The organism is Thiomicrorhabdus hydrogeniphila, from assembly GCF_054656895.1.
Genome location: NZ_BAAHXL010000001.1, coordinates 1,720,946 through 1,745,570 on the forward strand (window position 1 = coordinate 1,720,946; position 24,625 = coordinate 1,745,570).

At 38.1% G+C, this 24,625-nt stretch carries 21 protein-coding genes; 11 read left to right on the forward strand and 10 right to left on the reverse strand.

Annotated elements, in window-relative coordinates:
* Window positions 1-69: 69 nt before the first annotated feature.
* The gene (locus tag ACYQ0E_RS07795; RefSeq protein WP_460187671.1) at window positions 70-924 is read right to left on the reverse strand and encodes a PA4780 family RIO1-like protein kinase; all 855 of its coding nucleotides are present in this window, start codon (window positions 922-924) and stop codon (window positions 70-72) included.
* A gap of 405 nt (window positions 925-1,329) precedes the next feature.
* On the opposite strand from ACYQ0E_RS07795, the gene ACYQ0E_RS07800 reads away from it, so the two are divergent.
* Window positions 1,330-1,563: a DUF2789 family protein gene (locus tag ACYQ0E_RS07800; protein WP_460187672.1), complete on the forward strand. Its 234-nt coding sequence runs from the start codon at window positions 1,330-1,332 to the stop codon at window positions 1,561-1,563.
* Window positions 1,564-1,618: 55 nt separating this feature from the next.
* Here the strand turns inward: ACYQ0E_RS07800 and ACYQ0E_RS07805 are convergent, their stop codons facing one another.
* Window positions 1,619-2,410 (reverse strand): M90 family metallopeptidase, encoded by a 792-nt coding sequence (locus ACYQ0E_RS07805; RefSeq protein WP_460187673.1) that lies wholly within the window; start codon window positions 2,408-2,410, stop codon window positions 1,619-1,621.
* Window positions 2,411-3,012: 602 nt separating this feature from the next.
* On the opposite strand from ACYQ0E_RS07805, the gene ACYQ0E_RS07810 reads away from it, so the two are divergent.
* The 5 genes from ACYQ0E_RS07810 (at window position 3,013) to ACYQ0E_RS07830 (ending at window position 8,054) form a co-directional block, all read left to right on the forward strand.
* Window positions 3,013-4,152, forward strand: a complete 1,140-nt coding sequence (locus ACYQ0E_RS07810) for an aminomethyl transferase family protein (protein WP_460187674.1) — start codon at window positions 3,013-3,015, stop codon at window positions 4,150-4,152.
* 124 nt (window positions 4,153-4,276) lie between these two features.
* Window positions 4,277-4,606, forward strand: a complete 330-nt coding sequence (locus tag ACYQ0E_RS07815) for a DMT family transporter (RefSeq protein WP_460187675.1) — start codon at window positions 4,277-4,279, stop codon at window positions 4,604-4,606.
* A 392-nt stretch (window positions 4,607-4,998) separates the two neighbouring features.
* Window positions 4,999-7,065 (forward strand): methyl-accepting chemotaxis protein, encoded by a 2,067-nt coding sequence (locus ACYQ0E_RS07820; protein WP_460187676.1) that lies wholly within the window; start codon window positions 4,999-5,001, stop codon window positions 7,063-7,065.
* Window positions 7,066-7,284: 219 nt separating this feature from the next.
* Window positions 7,285-7,551: a type II toxin-antitoxin system TacA family antitoxin gene (locus ACYQ0E_RS07825; RefSeq protein ID WP_460187677.1), complete on the forward strand. Its 267-nt coding sequence runs from the start codon at window positions 7,285-7,287 to the stop codon at window positions 7,549-7,551.
* Between the two features lie 32 nt (window positions 7,552-7,583).
* Window positions 7,584-8,054, forward strand: a complete 471-nt coding sequence (locus ACYQ0E_RS07830; protein WP_460188706.1) for a GNAT family N-acetyltransferase — start codon at window positions 7,584-7,586, stop codon at window positions 8,052-8,054.
* An 88-nt stretch (window positions 8,055-8,142) separates the two neighbouring features.
* Here ACYQ0E_RS07830 and ACYQ0E_RS07835 read toward each other — a convergent pair whose 3' ends face one another.
* From ACYQ0E_RS07835 to ACYQ0E_RS07845, 3 genes are all read right to left on the reverse strand, one after another.
* Window positions 8,143-8,760 carry a DUF6988 family protein gene (locus tag ACYQ0E_RS07835; protein ID WP_460187678.1) on the reverse strand — a complete coding sequence of 206 codons (618 nt, stop codon included), beginning with the start codon at window positions 8,758-8,760 and terminating at the stop codon, window positions 8,143-8,145.
* Window positions 8,761-8,995: 235 nt separating this feature from the next.
* Window positions 8,996-10,369, reverse strand: a complete 1,374-nt coding sequence (locus ACYQ0E_RS07840) for a 5-methylcytosine restriction system specificity protein McrC (protein WP_460187679.1) — start codon at window positions 10,367-10,369, stop codon at window positions 8,996-8,998.
* The gene (locus ACYQ0E_RS07845; protein ID WP_460187680.1) at window positions 10,366-11,754 is read right to left on the reverse strand and encodes an McrB family protein; all 1,389 of its coding nucleotides are present in this window, start codon (window positions 11,752-11,754) and stop codon (window positions 10,366-10,368) included. The genes ACYQ0E_RS07840 and ACYQ0E_RS07845 overlap by 4 nt, the downstream gene beginning before the upstream one ends.
* Before the next feature lie 623 nt (window positions 11,755-12,377).
* On the opposite strand from ACYQ0E_RS07845, the gene ACYQ0E_RS07850 reads away from it, so the two are divergent.
* A complete protein-coding gene (locus tag ACYQ0E_RS07850) occupies window positions 12,378-13,325 on the forward strand; it encodes an IS110 family RNA-guided transposase (protein WP_460186573.1) in 948 nt (315 codons plus the stop codon).
* A gap of 74 nt (window positions 13,326-13,399) precedes the next feature.
* On the opposite strand, the gene ACYQ0E_RS07855 is transcribed toward ACYQ0E_RS07850, so the two are convergent.
* Window positions 13,400-15,625, reverse strand: coding sequence for an NADP-dependent isocitrate dehydrogenase (locus tag ACYQ0E_RS07855; RefSeq protein WP_460187681.1), 2,226 nt, complete (start codon window positions 15,623-15,625; stop codon window positions 13,400-13,402).
* Window positions 15,626-15,829: 204 nt separating this feature from the next.
* Between ACYQ0E_RS07855 and ACYQ0E_RS07860 the strand changes: the two genes are divergently transcribed.
* The 3 genes from ACYQ0E_RS07860 to hflD all read left to right on the forward strand — a co-directional run bounded on the left by ACYQ0E_RS07860 (window position 15,830) and on the right by hflD (window position 18,467).
* The gene (locus ACYQ0E_RS07860) at window positions 15,830-16,393 is read left to right on the forward strand and encodes an rRNA large subunit pseudouridine synthase E (protein ID WP_460187682.1); all 564 of its coding nucleotides are present in this window, start codon (window positions 15,830-15,832) and stop codon (window positions 16,391-16,393) included.
* A gap of 193 nt (window positions 16,394-16,586) precedes the next feature.
* Entirely contained in the window at window positions 16,587-17,714 is a 1,128-nt protein-coding gene (gene mnmA / locus ACYQ0E_RS07865) for a tRNA 2-thiouridine(34) synthase MnmA (RefSeq protein ID WP_460187683.1), read from the forward strand.
* A gap of 60 nt (window positions 17,715-17,774) precedes the next feature.
* Window positions 17,775-18,467: a high frequency lysogenization protein HflD gene (gene hflD / locus ACYQ0E_RS07870; RefSeq protein WP_460187684.1), complete on the forward strand. Its 693-nt coding sequence runs from the start codon at window positions 17,775-17,777 to the stop codon at window positions 18,465-18,467.
* A gap of 492 nt (window positions 18,468-18,959) precedes the next feature.
* Here the strand turns inward: hflD and ACYQ0E_RS07875 are convergent, their stop codons facing one another.
* Complete coding sequence (locus ACYQ0E_RS07875; RefSeq protein ID WP_460187685.1) at window positions 18,960-20,864, reverse strand: SurA N-terminal domain-containing protein; 1,905 nt, start codon at window positions 20,862-20,864, stop codon at window positions 18,960-18,962.
* A gap of 449 nt (window positions 20,865-21,313) precedes the next feature.
* Between ACYQ0E_RS07875 and ACYQ0E_RS07880 the strand changes: the two genes are divergently transcribed.
* Window positions 21,314-21,673: a response regulator gene (locus ACYQ0E_RS07880; protein ID WP_460187686.1), complete on the forward strand. Its 360-nt coding sequence runs from the start codon at window positions 21,314-21,316 to the stop codon at window positions 21,671-21,673.
* Window positions 21,674-21,782: 109 nt separating this feature from the next.
* Here ACYQ0E_RS07880 and ACYQ0E_RS07885 read toward each other — a convergent pair whose 3' ends face one another.
* The 3 genes from ACYQ0E_RS07885 to ACYQ0E_RS07895 form a co-directional block, all read right to left on the reverse strand.
* The gene (locus tag ACYQ0E_RS07885) at window positions 21,783-23,102 is read right to left on the reverse strand and encodes an adenylosuccinate synthase (RefSeq protein WP_460187687.1); all 1,320 of its coding nucleotides are present in this window, start codon (window positions 23,100-23,102) and stop codon (window positions 21,783-21,785) included.
* 62 nt (window positions 23,103-23,164) lie between these two features.
* A complete protein-coding gene (locus tag ACYQ0E_RS07890; protein WP_460187688.1) occupies window positions 23,165-24,337 on the reverse strand; it encodes an ATP phosphoribosyltransferase regulatory subunit in 1,173 nt (390 codons plus the stop codon).
* Between the two features lie 64 nt (window positions 24,338-24,401).
* The gene (locus tag ACYQ0E_RS07895) at window positions 24,402-24,590 is read right to left on the reverse strand and encodes a DUF2065 domain-containing protein (protein WP_460187689.1); all 189 of its coding nucleotides are present in this window, start codon (window positions 24,588-24,590) and stop codon (window positions 24,402-24,404) included.
* Window positions 24,591-24,625: the final 35 nt, after the last annotated feature.

Here is a 24,625-nt window from a genome sequence, read left to right on the forward strand (position 1 = left end):
AGGTGTTAAAACTATTCAACAACTAAACAGATTTTTAAAAAACATCGTGTCTTCGTGGTTCAAAATTATTTAATCTTCTAAAGCAGCATTAATTCTTTCTTGGCGCGCTTGCTCTTCTTCTAAAGCGGCTTTAATTTCAAGCATAACGGCATCTACATCGGCCTCTTTTTCTTGCTCGTCAAATAAGCCTGTTAATTTTGTTTCTTCTGTCAGTTCACCCGCTTCAAATAACGCCCAAATTTCTTTAGCATATTGCGTGTTTTTAAGTTCAGGAGCGTATTGCGCGTAGTAGTTGGTCATATTATTAATATCACGCGTTAACATACGTTTGGCATTGTTGTTTGCCGCCGCATTAACCGCTTGCGGTAAATCAATAATCACTGGGCCATATTCATCAACCAATACATTAAACTCAGACAAATCACCGTGAATTAAGCCAACAGACAACATCAACATTACATAATGCATGATTTCAGCATGGTCTTCTATCGCTTGTTCTTCTGACATAGACACATCGTTTAAACGAGGTGCTACATCACCGTCTTCATCGGTAATCAGCTCCATCAATAAAACGCCATCAAAACAGCCGTAAGGTTGCGGAACTCTTACCCCAACTTGCGCCAATTTATACAGTGCATCAACCTCGGCATTTTGCCAAATATCTTCTTGTTGCTGACGACCAAATTTAGAACCTTTTTGCATAGCGCGTGCACGGCGACTATTTTTAACCTTTCGACCTTCTTGGTATTCAACCGCTTTTTTAAAACTGCGTTTACTGGCTTCTTTATACACCTTTGCACAGCGAATCTCATCGCCACAACGCACCATATAAACATCGGCTTCTTTACCGCTCATTAAACGGCGAATAACTTCATCGACTAAGCCGTCTTCAACTAATGGGAGAATTCTTTCTGGGGTTTTCATAATGGATTAAACTGACATTAAAATAAGGAGTTTATAAGGATAATATTCATAGCTGTCTATAATACACGCCCCACCACTCACTGTGCAGATTGTTAGCTTTAAAAACCAATATTTTATTACTTAAATTACGTTTTACCAGGCCTGGTAAATTGCAAACTCATCTATTTAAATAGGCATTGTTCACCCTGTAAACTAAGCGTACAATTTAGGTGAACTAATAGAGACCTTTGCACGAGTGTAACTACATTTAAAAATGGCTAAAATCCCACATCTTTCAGCCAAAAAACACGCCCAATAGCTCGCTATTATGCGTATTTTTTAACTAAAATCTGCGAAATTTTTTCATATTTTTAATTCGCACCTCACTCGTGCAAAGGTCTCTAATAATTAATAAGGAGACAAGATATGGAATCACAATCACATGATTTAACAGCATTATTTTCTCAATTAGGCTTAGCAAATAGTGAACAAGATATTGAGGCTTTTATCCGCTTACATTCCCCTCTTGATTCTAAAACCCTATTACATCAAGCTATATTTTGGACGCACTCTCAAAGTCAGTTTTTAAAAGAAGCGGTTGATGACGACGCCGATTGGGCCGATGTAGTGAATCATTTAGATACTCTATTAAGAGGGTAGTCTTACATTGATTGCAAAGGTTTTTATTGTTTACCTTGCATTAAAATCGTTTAATTTATAACAACGGCGTTTGTTTATAAAAAAGCGTCAGTTGATAGTAAACCTCTGGAAACGCTTTTTTTAAAACGTGAGGGGCTTCAAAAAAGTATTCAGTGGTTACTGCAAAAAACTCCGCAGGATTTGTTGCCGCATAAGGATTTATTGCAGGTTTTTCACCTTTTGCTATTTGTTTGCTAAGTAATTCAAAGGCCTTTTCAAAGGCGTTAAACCACGCTTTTTCACTCATATCGGCATGTAAAGGAGGATGTCCATTCGTATCGCCGTCCAGCATATCTAGCTTATGTGCCATTTCATGCATTAACACTTGATTTGCGTGCGCTCTTAACGGATGTGGCTGATCATCATTCCAATCAATCACAATACCACCTTGGTACTGCGTTTCACCCGATTGAAAAGCTAACTGACTCACCAAAATACCACTCGGGCTAACAATGTTTTCTCTACCATTCAAAAAAGGCATGGGGTAAACCGTGATTTGATTCCAATTACGTAACCAATTTATAGCAGAACCAGGTTTACTGACCTCAAAACCATAAACCATAATCGCGGCTTGAGTGGCAATGGTTATTTTAATTTCATCGGTAAACAACATCCCTTTAATAGCCATAAGATGTTTAGTTCTCAAAATTTCACTCGCCAATAAACGCAACTGCATACGTTGTTTAGAATTATAACGTTGCAAAATAGGCATTTTGCTAATCGATTGATGCCATAGTTTAAGTGGAATTTTATGGCGCTTTAAATGACTCGCTAAAATGCAGTGTTGTATTTTTCTAAGAAGATGCATAACTAGCCTTTTTCTCTTTTTATAGTAAGCATAGTAAATTCTGTATTTGCTTAAATGAATTACCGTTAGAGACCTTTATACGAAATTAATAAATAAATAGATTATAAATAGAGAATAAATCTAACATTCATAACCACCTCGTTTAAATACTTTTCATTAAGCTTGGCTTTGAATCTCTAATCATAAAACCAATCGTGAAATTCTTATACTAAATTCTGATACTAATTAATTATTTTAACTAAGTAAGATCTTTGCACTCGGTGTCTTTTCTTTATCTCTCTTGACCACAAAACATTTATTGCCCTTTTTCTATTCAACAAGCCCATTACATATCAATACAAACCAGACATAATTTCCACTTTACAAAACTGTAAAAAAATGGACATTGACCCAAAACGAGTCACCTTTTTTATTTTTTTGCCCCACCTTAGGTCAGTCAATACCATCTATATTTATTAGGAACTTTTATTTCCCCTTAGGAATCATCAACTTGCTTATCGCATATCGGTAACGGCCTAGAACTTGCTTTTCCTGGTAGGAATAATATTTCCCTCACAGGAATTAAACATCATCTTTAATGCACTCTACGAAAGGAGAGAATAATGGCTAATTCATGGCGTATGGCGGCACTGGCAGAAAGACACCGTGCTTTGGGTTCAAACTTAGAAGACTGGAATGGCATGCCTACCGCATGGACGTACAGCAACAGCGGTAACACCCTTGCCGATGATCACGAAGCAATCCGCACCAAAGCAGGCCTAATGGATGTTTCAGGTCTTAAAAAAGTACACTATGTCGGTCCACATGCTGAAAGTTTACTAGAATGGGCAACCACTCGTGACATCTCTAAACTTTACCCAGGAAAAGCGGTTTACGCTTCTATGCTGAATGAAGCAGGTAAATTTATTGATGACTGCGTTATCTACCGCATGGGTCCTAACTCATTTATGGTCGTACATGGTACTGGTACAGGCTACGAACGCTTAGTTCAAGGCGCGATTGGTAAACAGGTTGCCGTATTGTTTGACGACGATATGCACGATCTTTCATTGCAAGGACCAGTCGCGGTAGATTTTCTTGCCGAGCACGTTCCAGGCATTCGTGATTTACCCTATTTTAACCACACTCATGCCCGTCTTTTCGATTGCCCTGTCACCATCTCTCGTACAGGTTATACCGGAGAACGTGGTTACGAAATCTTCTGTAAAGCCGCTGATGCCACCACAATCTGGGACAACATTCTAGAACATGGCAAAAAATTTGGCATTATCCCATGCTCATTTACAACATTAGATTGGTTGCGTACAGAAAGTTCTTTATTGTTCTATCCATTTGATAACTCAGAAATGTACCCATTTGAAAACGAACCAGCTGGTGACACTCTTTGGGAATTAGGGCTAGACTTTACAGTTTCTAAAGACAAAACAGAGTTCTGCGGTGCTTTTGAACACTTCCGTCTTAAAGGCAAAGAACGTTTCAACATTTTTGGTGTGTTACTAGAAGGCAAAGAAGCTGCGGCAGAAGGTGATGAACTTTGGGCTGATGGCAAAAAAGTAGGTGTTATCACCTGTGCTATGTATTCACGTTTAACAGACAGATCAATGGGAATTGCTCGTTTAAAAGTACCTTATGCTAAACACGGTACAGCACTGCAAGTTAAAGGCAGTATTGAAGTAGCTGCTATTGCTCACACCATGCCGTTCGACGATCCAGAAAAGAAAAAACGTACAGTAAAAGGCTAATTTTGTCTAACTGAACGAAGATAAAAAAGGCCGTTTTTTAAAACGGCTTTTTTACGTTTGTCCATGACTCCTGCAAAGTTCTCAAATTCTCAAATTCTCAATCTATTTTCACGAGTAAATAAATATGGTTTATTTTTATTTGGCTTTAGCGGTGGTTTTTGAAGTAATTGCCACCAGTTTCTTAAAACTAAGTGAAGGGTTTACCAATTTATGGCCAAGCGTGATTGTGGTTGTAGGGTATAGTTTAGCCTTCTTCTTTTTAAGCCAGACCTTAAAACACTTACCTCTGGGGCTTACTTACGCTCTTTGGGCCGGCCTAGGCGTTATTGTGTTGAATATTGTTGGTATAGTGCTTTTTAAACAAGTACCCGATACCGCCGCTTGGTTAGGAATGGGGCTAATTATGGCTGGTGTGATTGTCATTCAAATATTTTCTAAAACGTCATCTCATTAAAAGCGAATCTTTTAACCGATTAATCACGTTTTGTTGTTGCCTATCAATGAGATTAGATTAGGTTAAATTAGATTAAATTAAGATTTAAATTAGTTTCAATTGATTTAATAGTAACCCTGCCTCAGTTAACTCAAACACTGCAAATAGTTGTATGAGTCAACAACCAAAACGTCCAAACCTGGTGTTTTACATGCTTTTAGTCACCTATCGTGATGCTTATTTTGGTGCAGCCGCGCTGTTACAGGCGTATTTATAGGCAAAACCAACCCAATATTCCCATATAAAACATAATGTTATTATCGCTATCATCCTTATTTATAAGGCTTTTACAATATTAAGAACACTTTTTGCTTTTTCCTTACAGGAACATTATTCTACTAAAAGGAAAATTCATGTCATTCTTTCTCATCGCTGCCCTGATGATTAACCTGTTATTTGGTGCTAGCCTCACCACACTATTTTATATTCAACCAGATATGCCTTTAACCTGGAGCATTATTCCCATCATGCTACTGGCCTCAGGACTGTCCTTAGTTTATTTTCAAGCCCGGATAAAAGCACAACAAAAACACGTTTTTCAACAATGGGGCGATAACAATGACAGCCTGGCCAAACAACATCCAGAGTGGCATAGCCACTTAGAAAGTTTTCGCCAACAACATAGCCCCGCTGCCGCATTTGATGACTTTATAGAAAAGCTCGCTTCTGGTTCCTCTCATCTCGATGATAGCAAATGGAGCCGACTTCCAAATGGCGTTAAAGAAAAAGTACAACATTATCTCGTGCAAAACAGCCGTGCCACCGATGTAATGTCTGACGTTATTGAATCAATTCAATCCGCCGATTTTGGTGGCCAATTAACGCTCAAAAGCGCCCACCAGGATTTAGATAATGCCAAAGAACTGGTACACCAGATTGCGCAAGAATTACTGACATTAAAACGAAAATCTGCTTCCCGCGATACTGCCATCGATTTATTGAAAAACCACCTAAAACAACACCCCAATTACGTCACCGTTTGGTGTGCCTGGGAACCAGATGCATTTGATGGACAAGATGCCAATCACCGTAACCGCGATTGGCACGATGAAGCTGGACGCTTTATGCCTGTATGTGCATTTTCTGATAATAACTCTGTTATTGTCGAAGCCCTAATGGACTATGACGTACCAGGCCTGGGGGATTTTTACCTTTTACCTAAACAACATAGAACCGACCAAACCATCGCACCTTATGTCTATGAAATCGATGGTAAAGAACTATTACTCACCACTTTCGCAGTACCCATTATTGATAATAATCAATTCATAGGAGTGGTTGGCGTAGATATTTCCCTACTGGCTCATCTCGACAAACTTTCTGATGATTTGACTCCTCAAGCCACACAAACCGTCCAAAAAAGTGTACATGCCATGCTAACGCTAAAAGGTGCATTGGCCGAAGTCACTCGAGTAATGTTTTATATGGCCAACGGCCAGTTTTCGCACCGTATTGAGCGCGATCTTCCTGGCGACTTAAACGATTTAAAAGAGGTCGTAAACCAATCCGTTTCCGCCTTGCATGTGGCCTTATCGGAAATAAACAGCACCATGAATGCTTTCTCAAACGGCGATTTAACCAAACAAATTAGTGGCGATTACCAAGGCGACCTAGAAACACTGAAACAGGACATTAACCAAGCCATGAGCAATCTGCATCACATCGTGACTCAGACCGCTGGCACCAGTAACGCCGTGGTAGACAGTATCCAAACCATGGAACAAGGCAATCAAACCTTAAATGCCCGTACCCAACAGCAAGCCGCCTCCATTGAAGAAACTGCCGCCAGTATGGAACAATTGATGCACACCATTCGTAACACTGCCGACGAAGCGAAAACTGCCACCGATTTGGGTGAAAAATCCAAAACACATGTCACCAACGGTTCGCAAATTGTGCAACAAACATTGCAGGCCATGAACCAAATCAGCGGAGCTAGTCAAAAAATTGCTGACATTGTGCAATTAATTGAAAGCATTTCTTTTCAAACTAACCTATTAGCTTTAAATGCCTCTGTAGAATCAGCCCGCGCAGGTGAACACGGTCGTGGTTTTGCCGTGGTGGCCGGTGAGGTACGTGCTCTAGCACAAAGAGCGGCTGCCGCATCCAGCGACATTAAAGTACTGGTGGAACAGAATTTATCGCTGGTTAAACAAGGACAAGACCTTACTGACGAATCTTCCGGCTCTTTCCATGAAATCAACGAGACCATTATGGAATTAGTGACAATAGTTTCGCAAATTAGCTTGGCCGCTTCTCAGGAAATGAGCAGTGTTGAACAAGTCAATCAAGCGGTGTCGCAACTGGATCAATTCACCCAAGAAAACGCCGCTCTCTCCGACCAATCTGCGCAATTAAGCCAAACCATGTCACAACGCGCCAATGAGCTACAACAGACTATTTCAGCTATTAAGTTGTAATAACCCAACGAGAAATAGAGTAATATTATTTTCAATATTATCAATAAATTATTGATTGAATATTACTCTACCCTCAATTTTTTAATCGATTTCAAACCCAAGTTTTTTGTCATTATCAAATATTTTTATTGATTAAAGGTTCAGAAAAGAATCAATATTGTATACATTTCATATACAAAGTTTTATTAGCAATGTATTGACTATAACTAGGAGTAAAAAATGGCAAGGACAGCACAAATTAATATACGTATTGAACCTGCGCAGCAAGCGATAATTAGTCGTGCTGCTCAATTACAACACATAGATAGAACAACTTTTATTGTTAATGCCGCTTACGAAAAAGCAAAAAAAGTCTTGTTAGATCAAACTTTTTTTGAATTAGATGGGAAAGAATTTACTGCATTTCATCAAGCTTTGGATACGCCTGTACGCAAAAACAGTCAGTTAAAACAATTATTTAAGGAAAAATCTCCTTGGGAAAAATAACAGAACCGATTGGATTAACTTAGGAACACGATATTTCTTCTTTTAACTGTGGCCATGATGCCTTAAATGACTGGTTACAAGAGAAAGCATTAAAAAATGACCGTGGGGATGCCAGTAGATGTTTCGTTATTTGCGATGACAATAAAGTCATTGGTTATTACGCCTTTTCTACTGGTTCTGTTGAACAGAAAGAAGTGGCAGGTGCGTTAAAAAGAAATATGCCTAACCCTATCCCCGTATTGGTACTGGCGCGATTAGCTATTGATAATAAATACCAAGGACAGTCTTTCGGTAAACATCTATTAAAAGATTGTCTTTTGCGTTCTATCGCAGTTTCTGAACACGTAGCATTCAAAGCATTAATGGTTCATGCAATTGATGAGAAGGCTAAAGAATGCTACATGAATTTAGGATTTATTGAATCACCAACAAACGATCTCACCGTGTTTTTGCCAATAAAACAAATCCGTAAAGAATACGAAGACTCTTTCAAAGAAGAATAGACCAACTGATCCATTCATTTTGAACCTTCCCACCTTGGTGAATTTAATTTATCCACATTAAACGGCTTTTACCCCTGCTGTCTTACATTCACTCACGTCTCTTTGGCAAGCAACCCAGGTAATTTGCTGATGTTGAGATAATTTCAGATTGAATTCCTGGCCTTCCAGTCAAAATTCCTAAATTTTGAAAGGTTAAAAGTGCAAGTCCATTACTTATTCGGAACACTTGTTCTACCAGTTCGTCAGGAGCACGATTCTTGGTCCAGTGAACTGCATGAATCCCCGAATGCACGAATGAATTAAGCGGTAACCACGAACTGTCTTTGAATTCTTTTAGTGAGATCAGGAGATTTGCAAGATTTGGAATTTTCTCAAGCTCAATCATCATTGCATTAACTGTCGGGATATTTTTGCTTGCCTGTTGTGTCTCGAGATTTAACTCTGCAGAAAGTTTTTGAATCTGACCCTCTGTTGCACGATGCATTGCCCAAATGCTTCGAACGACGGATTCAAATTGAGACCGCAGTGCAGTGCTAGCACCTAGCAAAAGATCGTGTGCACATAGAACTCGAACTGAAGCGGCAAATTGCATGGAGCTTCCCGATAATGTCGCACTAAGCTCAATACGCGGAGAATTCTCATAAAGTGGATAATCGACAATTTGCAAAAGTTTGCTGAAGAGATCTTCAGCACCATTTAAATCCATAAGCTCACATACCTCCTTTTAATTTAACGGGCTGCGGATAAGCGGCATGTCCATTGAAAATTTATTTTCATAAGGACTGTCCGCTTCATACGCTTGTTAGTCCCGCGCTTGCGCGGGACAAAAGTGGATGGAAATCCGCAGCCCGTTAGTTCCGGCGCTCAAGCGTCGGAACTAACTACTCAGCTCACCGGCGGCAATGGAGCGCTGCGGAATTTCCGTCCGGTGCAGCACATTGTTAGGCATAATCAACCATTGATGAAATTTTTCCTATTTCATCTATGAGTATGTTTCTTGCAGCAGCCACACAATCTTTTCTTAGTGGGATACCCATAATTAATATTTCACTCACTGTGTCATTAATGCCGTTTTGGTACCTTATACTTTTCAACTCTATTTTATCTGATGGGTAACATAAAAATCCAAACTTGCAATCTGTCTTACTAAATGATGAGTAAGCCATTATTTGATGTAAGTCGTGTCTGTGGTCTTCTTTAAGGACTTCACTTTGGTCAAACTTGTTGTATAAATTCGACTTGTATTTGGCGTCTATAAAAACCAAAACATTTTCTTTCTGAAAAATTGCGTCCGGTTCAATATGTTTAAGTTCCCACGAGTAATGCTTTGAAGTTCGAGAACGGAACTTGAAATTTGAATAGAGTCGACCGCCAGTTTCTTTTGCGACTTCTTTAAAAATGTATTGTATAAACTTTTCGAATACATCTGAGAAGTCAACACGCCACGCGGTGCAATCTACTAGGTTGAAATTTAAAATTTTATTAGCTTGTTCCTTGCAGGCTTTTACGATTGGGGTATCAGAAAACCGAATCCCTATTTTATTAGTGGCTCTTGGTTTATGATGATATAAACGTTCTTCAAGAAAACTCAATTTGTTTCGTAAACTGCTCTTAATTCTTTGTGGTGTATTAGCTGAAAGAAGTTCACTTTTGCAAATATCAAATACATATCTGATTTCTGCATATTCCCTATGAAACTCGCTTAGAACATTAGCTTTTACAGGAAATTTTAACCGACTTTCAACCTTGAATTCGTTGTTGATATATTTATTCCAATTTATTTGACCAGATGGTTGATTGGAAACTTTCTCTACGTTATCGAACTTACGCCACGGTCTAATTGTGAGTTTTTCGAGTGATGCGATAAATTTTACTGCTTCTAAATATAATGGTGGCCTGAAGTTTTTACCCGATGCTAGTGGTAGGCTATCAATTACTTCTGGACTGATTTCCGTGCCAAGGAGATTCAGTATTTCAATATAGTCCTGAAATCTGTCACGACCGGTAAACCTAGGCATAACTACAAAATCACCAATTTGCTTTCCAGTGTCAGAAGCCCTTAAAGGAATAGAGCCAATGAAACCAGATGAGCGGAATGTTAGTGCTGTGCTTTGGTCTGAACCAATTATGTATGGTTGGACACCTAGGAATTTAAATTGCTCAGAGTTGTAGTCAATAAATTTCTGGAGGTATTGACCAATAATTCTTTTGTCTGCTGACTTGAACCACTTTTTTTGCAAGGCAACTCCACCTAACTGTTTTGATTGTTCAGTTAGGCATGGAATTTCACAAAATACATCTAATAGCTTGCTCATTCGAAAAGAGATAGATTTATTCTAGTCGAGAAATAGTTATTGAACTCTTCTTTAGCATTTCGCAAAAGTCCTTCTTGTAGATATTCTTTAATCAAAGGGAATATTTCATAACAAATACGATTTTTCATTTCGTCTTCGGATTCTGCGATGAAGTAGCCTTGTCCAGGTTGTAAATTCAACTCAGTGCTTGTGGCATACCAGTCAAATATTTCCTGAATTTTGCTAAAATCTTCGTTAAAAAACTGTTTTGATTTTATCGCTTTTGGCTTTAACGTGTACCAGGCAAAGCGTCTTCTCAATGCAAAGTCAACAACGGCCAAACTTCTGTCGGCAGTGTTCATAGTAGCAATTACAGAAAAGTTGTCAGGCAGTTTCTTTACTTTGAAATTGGGAGAAATTTCAATTTCAACATTCGAGACGTCCATTTTATGTTCGAATAGATAAAAAATAGGTCCCAAGACATTTGAAAGATTAGCCCTATTTATTTCGTCAATGATCAAGATGACTTTTGTATTAATATTTTCAACGGCATATTTTAAGGCCTCTGCGAAACTACCTAAATTTTCTTTGTATCTAAGTTCTTCGTTTGCTGTATCAGGTCGAATTCCGAAAATAAAATCGGAGAAACTTGTTTCTGCGTGAAATTGAGTGAAGAAAGTTTTCGCACCAATTTTTTCTGCAACATTTTTTGATGTTCTTGTTTTTCCAGTTCCCGGAGGACCTTGAAGAACTATGTACTTTCTTTCGTTTAAAAGATTTTTTACTTCTTCAGTTTCGTCAATTGTTTCTGTTTTTAAGAATGGTTCTAAAGCTTCTGAAACTGCTTTTCGATGATTATTATTAGTCGGCCAGTCTCGAAACTTTGCATAACCTGCGACAAAGGCTGCAATAATTTGTTGACCTTCTACACTTTCTGAGTCGTCAATAATTTGACAAGTCGGTAAAACTTTAGTATACGTTTTAATCGTGTTTTTTATGTGCAGTAAATCCTGGTTACTAGTGATTGATTTTGGCAAACTTGTTTCTATGTCTGAAAAATCTGATTTACAAAAGCCACGTTCGTTCGTTAGCTTTGAAAACAATCGTCTAAGTCCTGGATAAGTTGCAAGTTCATAGTCATTTTTGAAACCGCTTGAACCAATTCCAAGACATACTAACCAAGGGTTGCTTTGGTCGTTTGGAAAAATTGTCAATGAAAAGTCGTGGAAAGGTCCGGACGCTTCTTCCTCTGGATGGATAAATCCAAAATATGCACCGTTGTCTTTAAGTGCTTCCTGTCCAGTATTATTTCGTTCAACATAAGGTTTGTTGAATTCGTTACCTGTCTTGGCACCGAATTCTTCTGCTTTATCTTTTATGAATTGTCTAATAGTTTCTATTCCCATAAAACTTCCTTATGATGCCTAACTATAATTAGACATCCTAACACTTATATAAAACATATTTAAACCGTGTATAAAATAGCCGTTTTATACAAAATATTAGAATGTGTTGTAGATTGTTTTTTATTGGTATTATTTGATTTAAAACGAATTTTTATCATTATTTAGGTCACCTAAATAACCACGTAAAACCGAATAAAAAATACTTAGACGTTACTATAAACATAATTTAGTATATTTACGAAGATATTTTATAAAAAACTAAAATTACCAGGCTTTTATACCCGCTTGCACGGGTGTGCTAATTTACTTTTTAACATCAAATTAACAAATTTCTGACATAAAAAAACCACACGTTTTACCAGGCCTTATATGTTGAAAGTGTTCTTCAGAAATGGAGAATTTACTAGGGACGCTTAGTAAAGGGATAGAGAGATCTTGTTACCAGGCCAAGGACACCGAAGTGATCCAGGTTATCAGATTAAGACCTTTATCCCCACACACTATAAACTGAACAGTATCTTAGGCAAACCGTCGTTTAGCCTGTATTCATAAGGTTAGTCTGCTCATAGTGTGATTTTACCAAGCAATAATTACCTTATCACAAAACATAAAGGTGGTAAATTATGACAACATATATTGGTGTTGATATAGGAAAAGAATACTTTGATGTCGCTATTGCTCAAACAAACGATGTTAAACGCTTTTTAAATGATGAACTTGGCTATAAAGCCCTAATCCAATGGATGCCTAATCAAAATTGTGCCATTGTCATGGAAGCCACTGGCAAATACTCGCTTGGCTTAGCTTTGGTACTTTATGAACAAAAGATTTCGGTTAGTGTCGTTAACCCAACCCGAATCAAGCGATATGCACAATCGCAACTGAATCGAACCAAGACCGATAAAGAAGATGCCAAACTTATTGCTGACTTTGCCATGACACAACGCCCAAAGCCATGGCAACCACCGTCGCCAACACTGCGTAAACTGCAAGAATGGCACAGAGTACAATCTCTACTAATAAAACAAGAGATTCAACTTAAAAATCAAATGGGTAGCAGCCTAGAGTTAGAGATTCAAGAGTTTGAACAAGAACAGATTGCGCATTTGAGTCAACAACTTAAAAAAATTGAAACCAAAATAAAAAAGTGCTTACGCTCAGACGATGAATTGCTGAGCCAAGTTAAGCTACTCGAAACCATACCCGGTATTGCTGAAGCCACCGCCACTCGGTTGTTAGTTGGAATTCGTGATATAAAGTATTTTGACAAAGCCAAGCACATGGCCAGTTTTATGGGACTTGCTCCGTTAATTCGTCAGTCAGGTAGCTCATTGAATAGCTCAAAGATGTCCAAAATGGGCGATGCCGAACTCAGAAAGGCATTGTATATGCCAGCATTAAGTGCCATTCAGCATAACCCTGTCATTAAGCGTTTTTCAGAACGGTTAAAAGCCAACGGCGTAAAAGGAAAGAAAAGAGTGGTGGCAATAATGAGAAAACTTATTCATATTGTGTTTGCCGTATTAAAGCACGGCAAACCTTTTGATCCAGAATATAAGAACTGTGCTTGACATCTAATGTTGAACACAGTATCTGGTAAAAGGTGTGGGCTGTTTATTTACTGAAACCTAAAGGTATTTAACGTTTAGATTGCGTCAATAATGGCATTTAATGTTGCACTTGGGCGCATTACGTTTGATGTTGTTTCTTTATTTGGCTGGTAGTACCCGCCAAGATCAACCGCTTTGCCTTGAACTTCTGCTAACTCGGCTACAATTTTAGTTTCATTGGCGGCTAAGGCTTCTGCTACTTTTGCAAAGTGCGCTTTTAATTCAGCATCCTCATTTTGAGCGGCAAGTTCTTGCGCCCAATACATGGCTAAATAGAAGTGACTGCCACGGTTATCAATCTCACCGACTTTACGTGATGGTGATTTATTGGTGTCTAAGAATTTACCCGTAGCTTTATCTAATGCACTGGCTAATACTTGCGCTTTAGGGTTATTAAACGTTTGAGAAAGATGCTCAAGCGATACTGCTAATGCTAAGAATTCACCTAAAGAATCCCAACGTAAATGGTTTTCTTTAATTAATTGCTGAACGTGTTTTGGTGCTGAACCACCTGCACCTGTTTCAAATAAGCCACCACCGCTCATTAATGGAACAATGGATAGCATTTTGGCTGAAGTCCCTAATTCTAAAATTGGGAATAGATCAGTTAGGTAGTCACGTAATACGTTACCTGTAACAGAAATAACGTCTTTACCTTCTTTAATATGACGAAGGGTAAAACGTGTGGCTTCTGCCGGTTCCATAATATGAATTTCTAGACCTGCAGTGTCGTGAATAGCTAAATACTGTGTGACTTTTTCGATGATTTGGTGGTCATGCGCACGATTAGTGTCTAACCAAAATACGGTTGGATTACCCGTTGCACGCGCACGATTTACAGCTAATTTTACCCAGTCTTGAATGGGGGCGTCTTTAGCTTGGCACATACGGAAGATATCGCCTTCTTCAACGGGCTGTTCTAATAAGGTGTTACCGTTTGCATCTACCGCACGAATACTACCAGCACCTGTCGCTTGGAATGTTTTATCGTGTGAACCGTATTCTTCGGCTTTTTGCGCCATTAACCCTACGTTAGGTACTGAACCCATTGTGGTTGGATCAAACGCGCCGTGTTGTTTGCAAAAACGGATGGTTTCTTCGTAAATCGTTGCATAACAACGGTCTGGAATAACGGCCATAGTATCTTGCTGTTTGCCGTCTTTGTTCCACATTTGACCAGAAGTACGAATCATGGCTGGCATAGAGGCATCCACAATCACATCTGAAGGAACATGCAGGTTGGTAATACCTTTATCAGAATCAACCATGGCAATATCAGGCCCTGCATCAATAGCGGCGGCAATATCGGCTTCAATCTCTGCTTGTTTGTCGGCGGGTAAGGAGGCGATTTTATTGTAAACATCCCCTAAACCGTTATTGACGTTAACACCAATCTCGGCAAACGTCTCTGCGTGTTTTGCAAAAACGTCTTCAAAATACACAGCAACGGCATTACCAAAAATAATTGGGTCAGAGACTTTCATCATGGTGGCTTTTAGGTGTAATGAGAACAGAACCCCCTCTTCTTTAGCCTTGGCTTTAGCTTCTTTTAAAAAAGCTCTTAATGCAGATTGACTCATTACTGAGGCATCTAATACTTCACCTTTTAATAAAGGTGCGGCTGATTTTAGCTCAGTTACGCTACCATCTTTGGCAACAAATTCGATTTTAAAGGTATTGTCTTCTGGTAGTGTAATTGACTTTTCTGAACCGTAAAAATCACCGTCTGTCATATTGGCAACATGACTTTTAGATTCTGTTGACCACGCACCCATTGAATGAGGGTTTTTACGTGCGTAGTTTTTAACTGATAAAGGCGCGCGACGGTCTGAGTTACCTTCACGTAATACTGGGTTTACTGCAGAACCTAATACTTTGGCGTAAGACGCTTTAATGGCTTTTTCTTCGTCATTTTGTGGTTCTGCTGGGTAGTTAGGAACGGCGTAACCATGTGATTGTAGTTCCGCAATAGCGGCAACAAGCTGTGGAACTGAGGCTGAAACATTCGGTAACTTAATAATATTGGCTTCTGGCGTGGTTGCCATTTCACCCAGTTCAGCTAGGGTATCGTTAATGCGTTGCTCTTCAGTAAGATAAGATGGAAAGTTAGCAATAATTCGAGCGGCTAGTGAAATATCACGCGTCTCAACGGCAACGTCAGCCGCACCAGTAAAAGCTTGTACCATTGGTAAAAATGAGTAAGTGGCCAATGCTGGCGCTTCATCGGTTAAGGTATAAATTATCTTAGATTTTTCTGACATACAATTTCCTGTAAGTTTCTCTATGACTCGTCGCTGAGTACGCTGATTTTAAATGAGAGCTTTGAACACGTTCGATGAACCTGCAAAGGTCTTAAAAAGTGTTAAAATTTGTTCTATTTTATCACCTGCTCCGCTTAATAAAAGCAATTAACAGGCAATTATCCAGCGATTAATAATCGATTAACAAAATAAGCACCCAATTTTATGTCTAATTTACTTCTTTTTAACAAGCCTTTTAACGTACTTTGCCAGTTTACCGATGAGTCTGAACTGAAAGCACAGCGTGAAACGTTGGCCGATTATATTAATCAACCTAACTTTTATGCGGCAGGACGTTTAGACCGCGATTCTGAAGGTTTATTGTTATTAACTGACGATGGTAAATTACAACACCAAATTGCTAACCCCAAAACCAAACAGCCCAAAACGTATTTGGTGCAAGTTGAAGGCGAAATTAGCAAAGAAGCCATTAAGCAGTTACAACAAGGTGTACAACTAAAAGATGGCTTGACCAGGCCTGCTAAATCTCGCAAAGTTTCTGAGCCAAAATGGCTTTGGGAGCGTAATCCGCCCGTTAGAGAACGTAAAAATATTCCCACCAGTTGGTTAGAACTCACCATTACAGAAGGTAAAAATCGCCAAGTTCGCAGAATGACGGCTGCGGTTGGCTTTCCTACTTTGCGTTTGGTGCGTATTCAAATTGGACAATGGAAACTTGGCAATTTAGCGTTGGGTGAATCAATGCTTTTAAAAAACCAATCCATTTAATAATTTGATCTACAAAGTCATTTAAATGCACTAAAGGCGATTGAGTTTGTCGCAGAAAATATGACTCTCTGCTAAACTAACAGCCTTGAAAAACATCACTTTGACCCACATTAAGTTACATAAAATTAATGTAAGTTAACGTCAATTTCTTAAATCAAATATCAAACTATCAAATTTTAGGTACTAAAACAGCATGAACTCAACTCAAGACAACGCCAAAATCAAAGTTATCGTAGGCCTTTCAGGAGGGGTTGATTCATCTGTTGCTGCTTTATTGCTAAAGCAACAAGGTTACGATGTTGAAGGTTTGTTTATGAAAAACTGGGAGGGTGATGATACTGAAGATTACTGCCCTGCCGCTGAAGATTTAAAAGATGTAATGGCAGTGGCAGAAAAGCTTGATATTCCCGTTCATATTGAAAATTTTTCGGGTGAATATTGGGATAATGTTTTTAAACATTTTTTAGCCGAATACAAATCAGGTCGTACCCCAAACCCAGATATTTTATGCAATAAAGAGGTTAAATTTAAAGCCTTTTTACAGCATGCCTTAACGTTAGGCGCTGACTATATTGCCACCGGACATTACACCCGTGTAATACGTGATGAAAATAACCAATGCCACTTACTAAAAGGGTTGGATGACAATAAAGATCAGAGCTACTTTTTATACACCTTACAGCAACATCAACTGCAAAAATCGCTGTTTCCTGTTGGTGAATTAGAAAAACCAGAAGTGCGAAGACTAGCAGAAGAAGCCGGGTTTATTACTCACGATAAAAAAGACAGTACGGGAATTTGTTTTATTGGTGAGCGTAAATTTAAAGACTTTTTACAGCAGTTTTTACCTGCACAACCTGGCGATATTGTTGATGACCAAGGCAATGTAATTGGTAAACACGATGGCTTGATGTATCACACCTTAGGGCAGCGTAAAGGATTAGGCATTGGTGGTGGTCATGGCACGGGTAATGACCCTTGGTATGCGGCGGATAAAGATTTAAAAAACAATATATTGGTAGCGGTACAAGGTAAACAACACCCACTGTTGCAACACCCGTATTTAGTGGCCGATACTTTGGATTGGGTTTCTGGTGAATGCCCTGCCCTTAATACACCTTTAAAAGCCAAAATCCGTTACCGACAAGCCGAACAACCTTGTCAGATCATTGAACATAAAGATGGACAAATTGTAGTGAAATTTGATGAACCACAAACGGCCATTGCGCCAGGCCAATCCGTGGTATTTTATGCCGATGACGATTGCTTAGGCGGCGGAATTATTGACCAACGATTACATAATTTAGAAGAACGTATTTAAGATTTTTACGCTTTTTTAACGAAATAAAATCTATCTAACCTATTTAATTAAGAGTACATGATGAGCGAATATACACAACAAGATAAAACCATATCACTCGTTGGGCTGTACCAATGCTCTCAACTCGTGCATGAATTGGCAACCACAGGTACTGCTGATCAACTTGCCTACAAAACTTGTATTGAAAGCTTGTTTGCCGATAATCCAAAAACAACTTTAGATGTATACGGTGGTCAGGTTGAAAACATTCAAAAAGGCGTTAATACCCTACTCGCCCAAATGAGTTCTGACCAAGCGATTCAAAACAGAAATATTGAAATCACTCGTTATGTTTTAAACTTAATGATATTGGCTAAAAAGCTACAAGAACTACAAACACCACTCAATAATATTTTTGGTATTCTTGAAACCGCTAAAATGCAAACCGAACAATTTGGTGATTTACATGAAAATGTTATTGCCACATTAGCACGTGCTTACTCAGAAAATGTAAGTGATGTTGCACCAAGAATCATGGTAAATGGTCAGGACGGTCACCTACGAAACCCTCGTGTTGCCAATAAAATTAGAGCCTTATTATTAGCTGGTATTCGTTCAGCATTACTTTGGTATCAAGTTGGCGGTTCTCGTTGGGGCTTATTATGGTCACGTAAAAAATATTTACAAGGTACCCAAGCACTGTATCGCCCTGCTAACAACCCACCAAAAGACGACGACAACCATAAAAGTGATTACTTTAACCCTAAAGACTAGGGTTTGCCACTAATCGGAATTTAGTTAACCATCTACAACATTCAAGAGTGGTTAACTATATTACCCCTTTGTTTCTGAAAATATAGTCACCTTTTCTGCATAACCACTTACCCTCTTTTTTATTATCTAACACGCTGAAAGATTATCAAGCCAAGCCCGATAATGACGTTGGGAAATTTAGATTATTTAGCATACTATCCCCTTCATATCGTCACCCTCTGGCTTGACCAGTGGATCTTCTCACTCAAAGAGTGATTATCAAATCAAGCCCGATAATGACGTTATATTGTTGTTACCGCTCAATCTTAAATTGCCATTAATCACAATTTTTTATTGTGATTTTATTCATGATAAATAGAGGTTGTGTTTAATAAACATAAAAGATTAGTATTAAATTCAAAATAAAAAAAAGCCAAATTACCAGGCCTGGTAATTTGGCTTTTTAGTGTGGTAAACCAATAGTGAAATTAAACACTATTGATTAGTCGTTTATTATTTAATTGTTTTATAAACTTCTTTTTTAACCACTTCTGCATGAGCTTTTAACTCAGCTAAACGTGTTGCCATCTCTGATTGAGCAAACATTTCAGTATAAGCTTTTTTAAGCGCATCTTTTTGTTTGTCAGTTAAGGCTTCAGTTTTTACTTCTGATACCTGTAATAGAATGGTGTCGCCCGTTGATAGAGCAAACTTAGTCCAGCTAGGTTTACCTTTAGTAGGTTTAGGTGTTTTAAATATTTCACCCACCATTTGAGGCAATAAGTTTTGCGCATCACGGCCAACCCAACCAACGGTATTCCATTCAACACCATCTTTCATTAATGACTCTGGTGATTCGCCTGACTGAATTTTTTTCAATAAGGCCTCACCCAGTTTAGCTGATTCAGCCACCGCTGCTTCACGAACAAGCTCTTCTCTAATAGAAGCTGAAACTTCATCTAATGTTTTTTGACGTGCATCTTGATGTGTATTAACACGAATAAACACAGCGTTATTAGCTGAAACTTCAATTGATGAACTGTTTAAATGCGACTTTAAAACATCATCAGAGAAAGCGGAATTAATCACTTTAGCATTAGATAAAATAGGACCTTTACCACCTTCTCGGCTAAATGCTTCAGATGTTTGAACCGTTAATCCTGCTTCCGTTGCAGCGGGTTCTAAACTATCTGATTGCTCATAAGCAGTGGTATTTAGCTTATCTAATACATCAAAATATTGACGTTCAGCTTCTTGCGATTTGTACTGTTTAGTCACTTCAGCTTTAACCGCACTTAAAGGTTGCTGCTGTTTTGGGATAATTTTTTCTAATTTAATTAAGTGATATCCAAACTCTGTTTTAACAGGTTTGCTTACTTCACCCTCTTTCATGGCAAAAACAGCATCGTCAAAAGCAGGAACCATCACACCTTGTTCAAACGTACCTAAATCACCACCCGTTTTAGCTGAACCTGGATCTTGAGAATAGGTTTTTGCTAATTCTTCAAAAGATTCACCGGCTTTAAGTTTCTTTTGAATTTCTGCAATTTTATCTAAAGCCGCTTTATCTCCAGCAGGAGTATTGGCATCCACTTTAATTAAAATATGTTCTGCATGACGCTTTTCAGGCAAAGTAAACTGGTTTTTATTATCTTGGTAATACCCTTTAATAATATCGTCAGTAACCGGTACGTTTTCAGCTAATTTTTCTTTAGACAATTCAATATAGTCAATGGTTACTTTTTCAGGGTCTACATATTGTTTTAAGTGTTTTTCGTAATAGTCTTTAATTTGATCATCAGAAATAACAACCGTTTTTAGGAATGGACGTTGGTCTATTCTTAAATAGTTCACTTTTCTTTGTTGTGCTTGCAAACTTGCAAGTTGTTCAATTTCATGTGCCGTAGAAAAACCAGATGATTCTGTTAAGTTCTTAAATTGATTTTCTGATAAAAATTGACGTTGCTCTTGTTCAAAACGGGCAACATTTAAGCCATTACGCAATAGAACATCTTCATAGACCTTTTGCGAAAACTTACCTTTTTCTTGAAAAACCTTAGCGCCATGAATAGCGGATGCTAATTGTTGATCACTGATGACAAGCCCGTTTTCATCTGCCCATTGACGAATTTCTTCTGATTCAATTAAGGCATCAAGCACTTGGTCACGTAAATCTTGATCTTTAACAACTTGCTCGTATAAATCACCAAATTGCTGCTGTAATCTTTGTTTTTGACGGTTATACATTGTCATAAATTGATTGGCAGTAATGTCTTGGCCATTTACTTCAGCAACAACAACGACCTTATCTCCACGCGCATATTGGTCAATACCAAATAAAGCAAACGTTAAAATAATTAATCCGACAATCACCCAAGCAATCCACCCTTGAGCGTGATCACGAATAGCTTGTAACATGCTTAATCCTTTTCTTCATTTTTAATACAAGAGACCTTTGAGCAAGTTAACCGCAAATAAAATGCTTAAAATTCGTTTAATTTTCGTTAATAATCTTAATAATAAACTGCTATTAGCAAGATTATTAACCTTAAACGTAGAACCTAGCATTTATAAGTTGTATGCCGAAAAACGAACAATATTCTTACCCGTTTTCTTTTGCACCTAATTCGTACAAAGGTCTCATAAAATAGTGCTTTATAATACCAACCTGTGGCAATTCTTTCAGAATTTTTATGCGTTATTTTAAGAATTAACCTACTTTTTTTACCAGGCCTGGTGATTCATTGAGTTTTATATTTTTAAACGCTTTTATTGATAAGGCTATAAATATTAAATACCTTTTTAATGCTTTAACAAGTCATGTTTTAGTAAACTAATAGAACAACCTTAATCAATAAGAGCGTGAGATGAAAAAAGTACTGTATGTGGATGATGCTAAATCTATGCGTAAATTGATTGATTTGGTGCTAAGTAAGCAATTTGATGTCACTATGGCTGAAAATGGTCAGTTAGGTTATGAGGCGATTCAAAAACAAAAATTTGATGTCATTATTTCTGATATTAATATGCCTGTCATGTCAGGATTAGAGCTATTAGAAAAGTTAAGAAAACACCCTAACAGCCAATATACTCCTGTACTTATGCTAACAACAGAAGCCAGTGCTGAATTAAAAGCCGAAGGCAAACGGTTAGGTGCAACCGGTTGGATAGTAAAGCCTTTTGATCCAGATAAACTGGCAAATGCGATTAATAGATTGATTAATTAATCGCTTTAAAACGCTTTTATAAAGACAGAATTTAAACCCAAAAAAAACCTCCCGTTATAAATTCATAACGGGAGGTTTTTTATTTGTACTTTTGCTTAAGATAATCTAACTATGCAAATGGGTCTGTAATCACTAGGGTTTCAGAACGATCTGGCCCAGTTGATAAAATAGAGACAGGAACACCTACTTCTTTTTCTAAAAACTGAATATAGTTTTTAGCTGCTTCTGGTAAAGCATCCCAAGATTCAATACCAACAGTTGAAGTTTGCCAACCAGGCATGGTTACATAATTAGGTTTGCAGGTTTCATATTCATCCGCACTTGATGGTGGTAATAATAATGTTTTGCCATTTTGCTCATAAGAGATACAAACTTTAATCTCAGCCAACTCATCCATAACATCAAGCTTGGTTAAACACATACCGCTTAGACCATTAATTTGAGCTGAACGACGCAATGCAACGGTATCAAACCAACCACAACGTCTTTGACGACCTGTTGTTGCACCAAATTCACGACCACGAGTACCTAACTCTTTACCAATTGGATCACCTTCACCAGTATCACAGTTATAACTTAATTCTGTTGGAAAAGGCCCGCTTCCTACACGAGTTGTGTAAGCTTTAGTAATACCAAGAACATAGTCTAGTTCTGTTGGCCCAATACCCGCTCCTGGCCCAGCGCCACCTGACGTGGTATTTGAAGAGGTAACATAAGGATAAGTTCCATGATCTACATCAAGTAAAGTTCCTTGAGCGCCTTCAAACATTAGATTTTGACCAGCAGTGTTACATTCACTCATTAAGTTAGGCACATCGGCCAACATAGGTAAAATCATTTCACAATAACGTTCACATTTTTGCCAAAGTTCGTCAAATGATACGGCTGGCGCTTTGTAATAGTTCACAATCATAAAATTGTGATAGTCCGTGGCTTCTTTTAATTTTTCTTTAAAAGCAGGCATGTTTTTAAAGTCACCAGCACGTAAACCTCGACGAGCCACTTTATCTTCATAGGCTGGCCCAATTCCACGTCCCGTTGTACCAATCGGTTTATTACCACGTGCAAGTTCACGTGCTTGGTCTAAGGCTACGTGATAATCTAAAATTAATGGACAAGCGTCACTAATTTTAAGGCGATTCTGTACTTTTAAGCCTGTGGCTTCAAGTTGAGTCACTTCTCGTTCTAATGCATCAGGAGCTAACACAACACCGTTACCGATAAAACATTGAACTTCTTTACGTAAGATTCCAGACGGAATTAAATGTAAAACTGTTTTTTGCCCATCAATAACTAAAGTATGACCTGCATTATGACCGCCTTGAAAACGGACTACGGCTGCGACTCTATCGGTTAGTAAGTCTACAATCTTACCTTTACCTTCATCGCCCCATTGGGTACCAACAACAACTATATTTCGCTTTGACATAACTACTTCTTAATAACTTAATAATAATTTTAATCTAACAGCTTGTTAATCTTTATCGATTATCAAGCTGTCTTAACAATCCAGTTTCCAGCTTCTTCAACCAACTTTTTAGCACCTGTTGGCACGCTATGCATTTCATAGGCTTTAATCACACGAAATCCTTTAGACTTTAGATCTAAAATGGCGTCTTTTAATGATTGATTAACAAGATGTGGAACGTAAACTGTGTCTTTAACATTTAGTTCTACTTGTTTTAATAAATCTAATGCTGAACGTAAATCTAAACTAAAGCCTGTTGCTGGAAGCCCCAAACCAAATACTGAACCAATATTATCGTAGCGGCCACCCTTGGCAATAGGTTGTAACTTACTTCCGCTGTATGAAGCAAAAACAATCCCAGTATGGTATTGATAACCACGCATTTCAGTCACATCTAAATACACTGGGATGTTAAATGAAGTTTGGATCAGTTCAATAATATTCGCAACGTGTTCTAAAGTAGAATCTAGAGTTTTTGAAAGGCCTGCTAGAGTTTGTTTGGCCTCAAGAATAACTTGAGAAGCTTCACCACACAGTTTAGGTAGAATCGTAAATTTAGCTTTTAATTCGGCTGGCATATCAAAAAGAGCAATAAATTTTTCATATTCAGGAATCGCTTTACGCTGCAAAATATCAATAAATTCTTTTGATTGCTTGTCGTTAAAATGAGCTAATGCCATCATTTCAGTCATGATAGCAACATGTCCTAGACTCATTTTAATGTCAGGTAATTGAATGCGTTGCATGCTTTCAAGCATGAGTTCAATAATTTCAAAATCACTCTCTACGCCCTGATGACCAAATAACTCCGCACCGACTTGAATTGGGCTACGTGAACCTTTGGCTTTATTATTACGGGTTTTTAAAACCTCGCCTACATAACAAAGTCTTGATATGGTGGAGTCTGCTTTTAAACGATTACTAACAATACGCGCAACTTGCGGTGTCATATCGGCACGCACACCCATCATACGACCACTTTCTTGGTCAGTAAAACGGCAAGTATCCACGGCCATATGACCAGCGGTTCCGGTTAATAAAGAATCTGTAAACTCAGCGATAGGAGGAAGAACAAGTTCAAATCCAGAAAGTTCAAAACCATCAATTAACTTACGACGGTAGAATTCTAGTTTTTGGGCTTGAGATGGTAGGAGGTCTTCTAAACCTTCGGGCGTAAACCACGTAGATTGTTGCATTTCAAAACTTCTTTTTATTTAATAAATTCTGTTGGACAAATTATTATAAATCAACTCAGGCCTCTTAACTAAAAAATAGCAAAATAACCAGGCCTATTAAAATTGAAAAAAATCCCATTACCCGCAAATCACGTTCGCCAAGCTTTACCGCTTGTTCCATCATTTGTTGCCAAAACTTTGGAAACACAAACGGCAACAAGCCTTCTAAGATAAAGACTAAAGCAATTGCGGCTAATAAGGTATTTTCTATCATACGTCCATAAAAAAGGTGGGTTACCCCACCTTTAT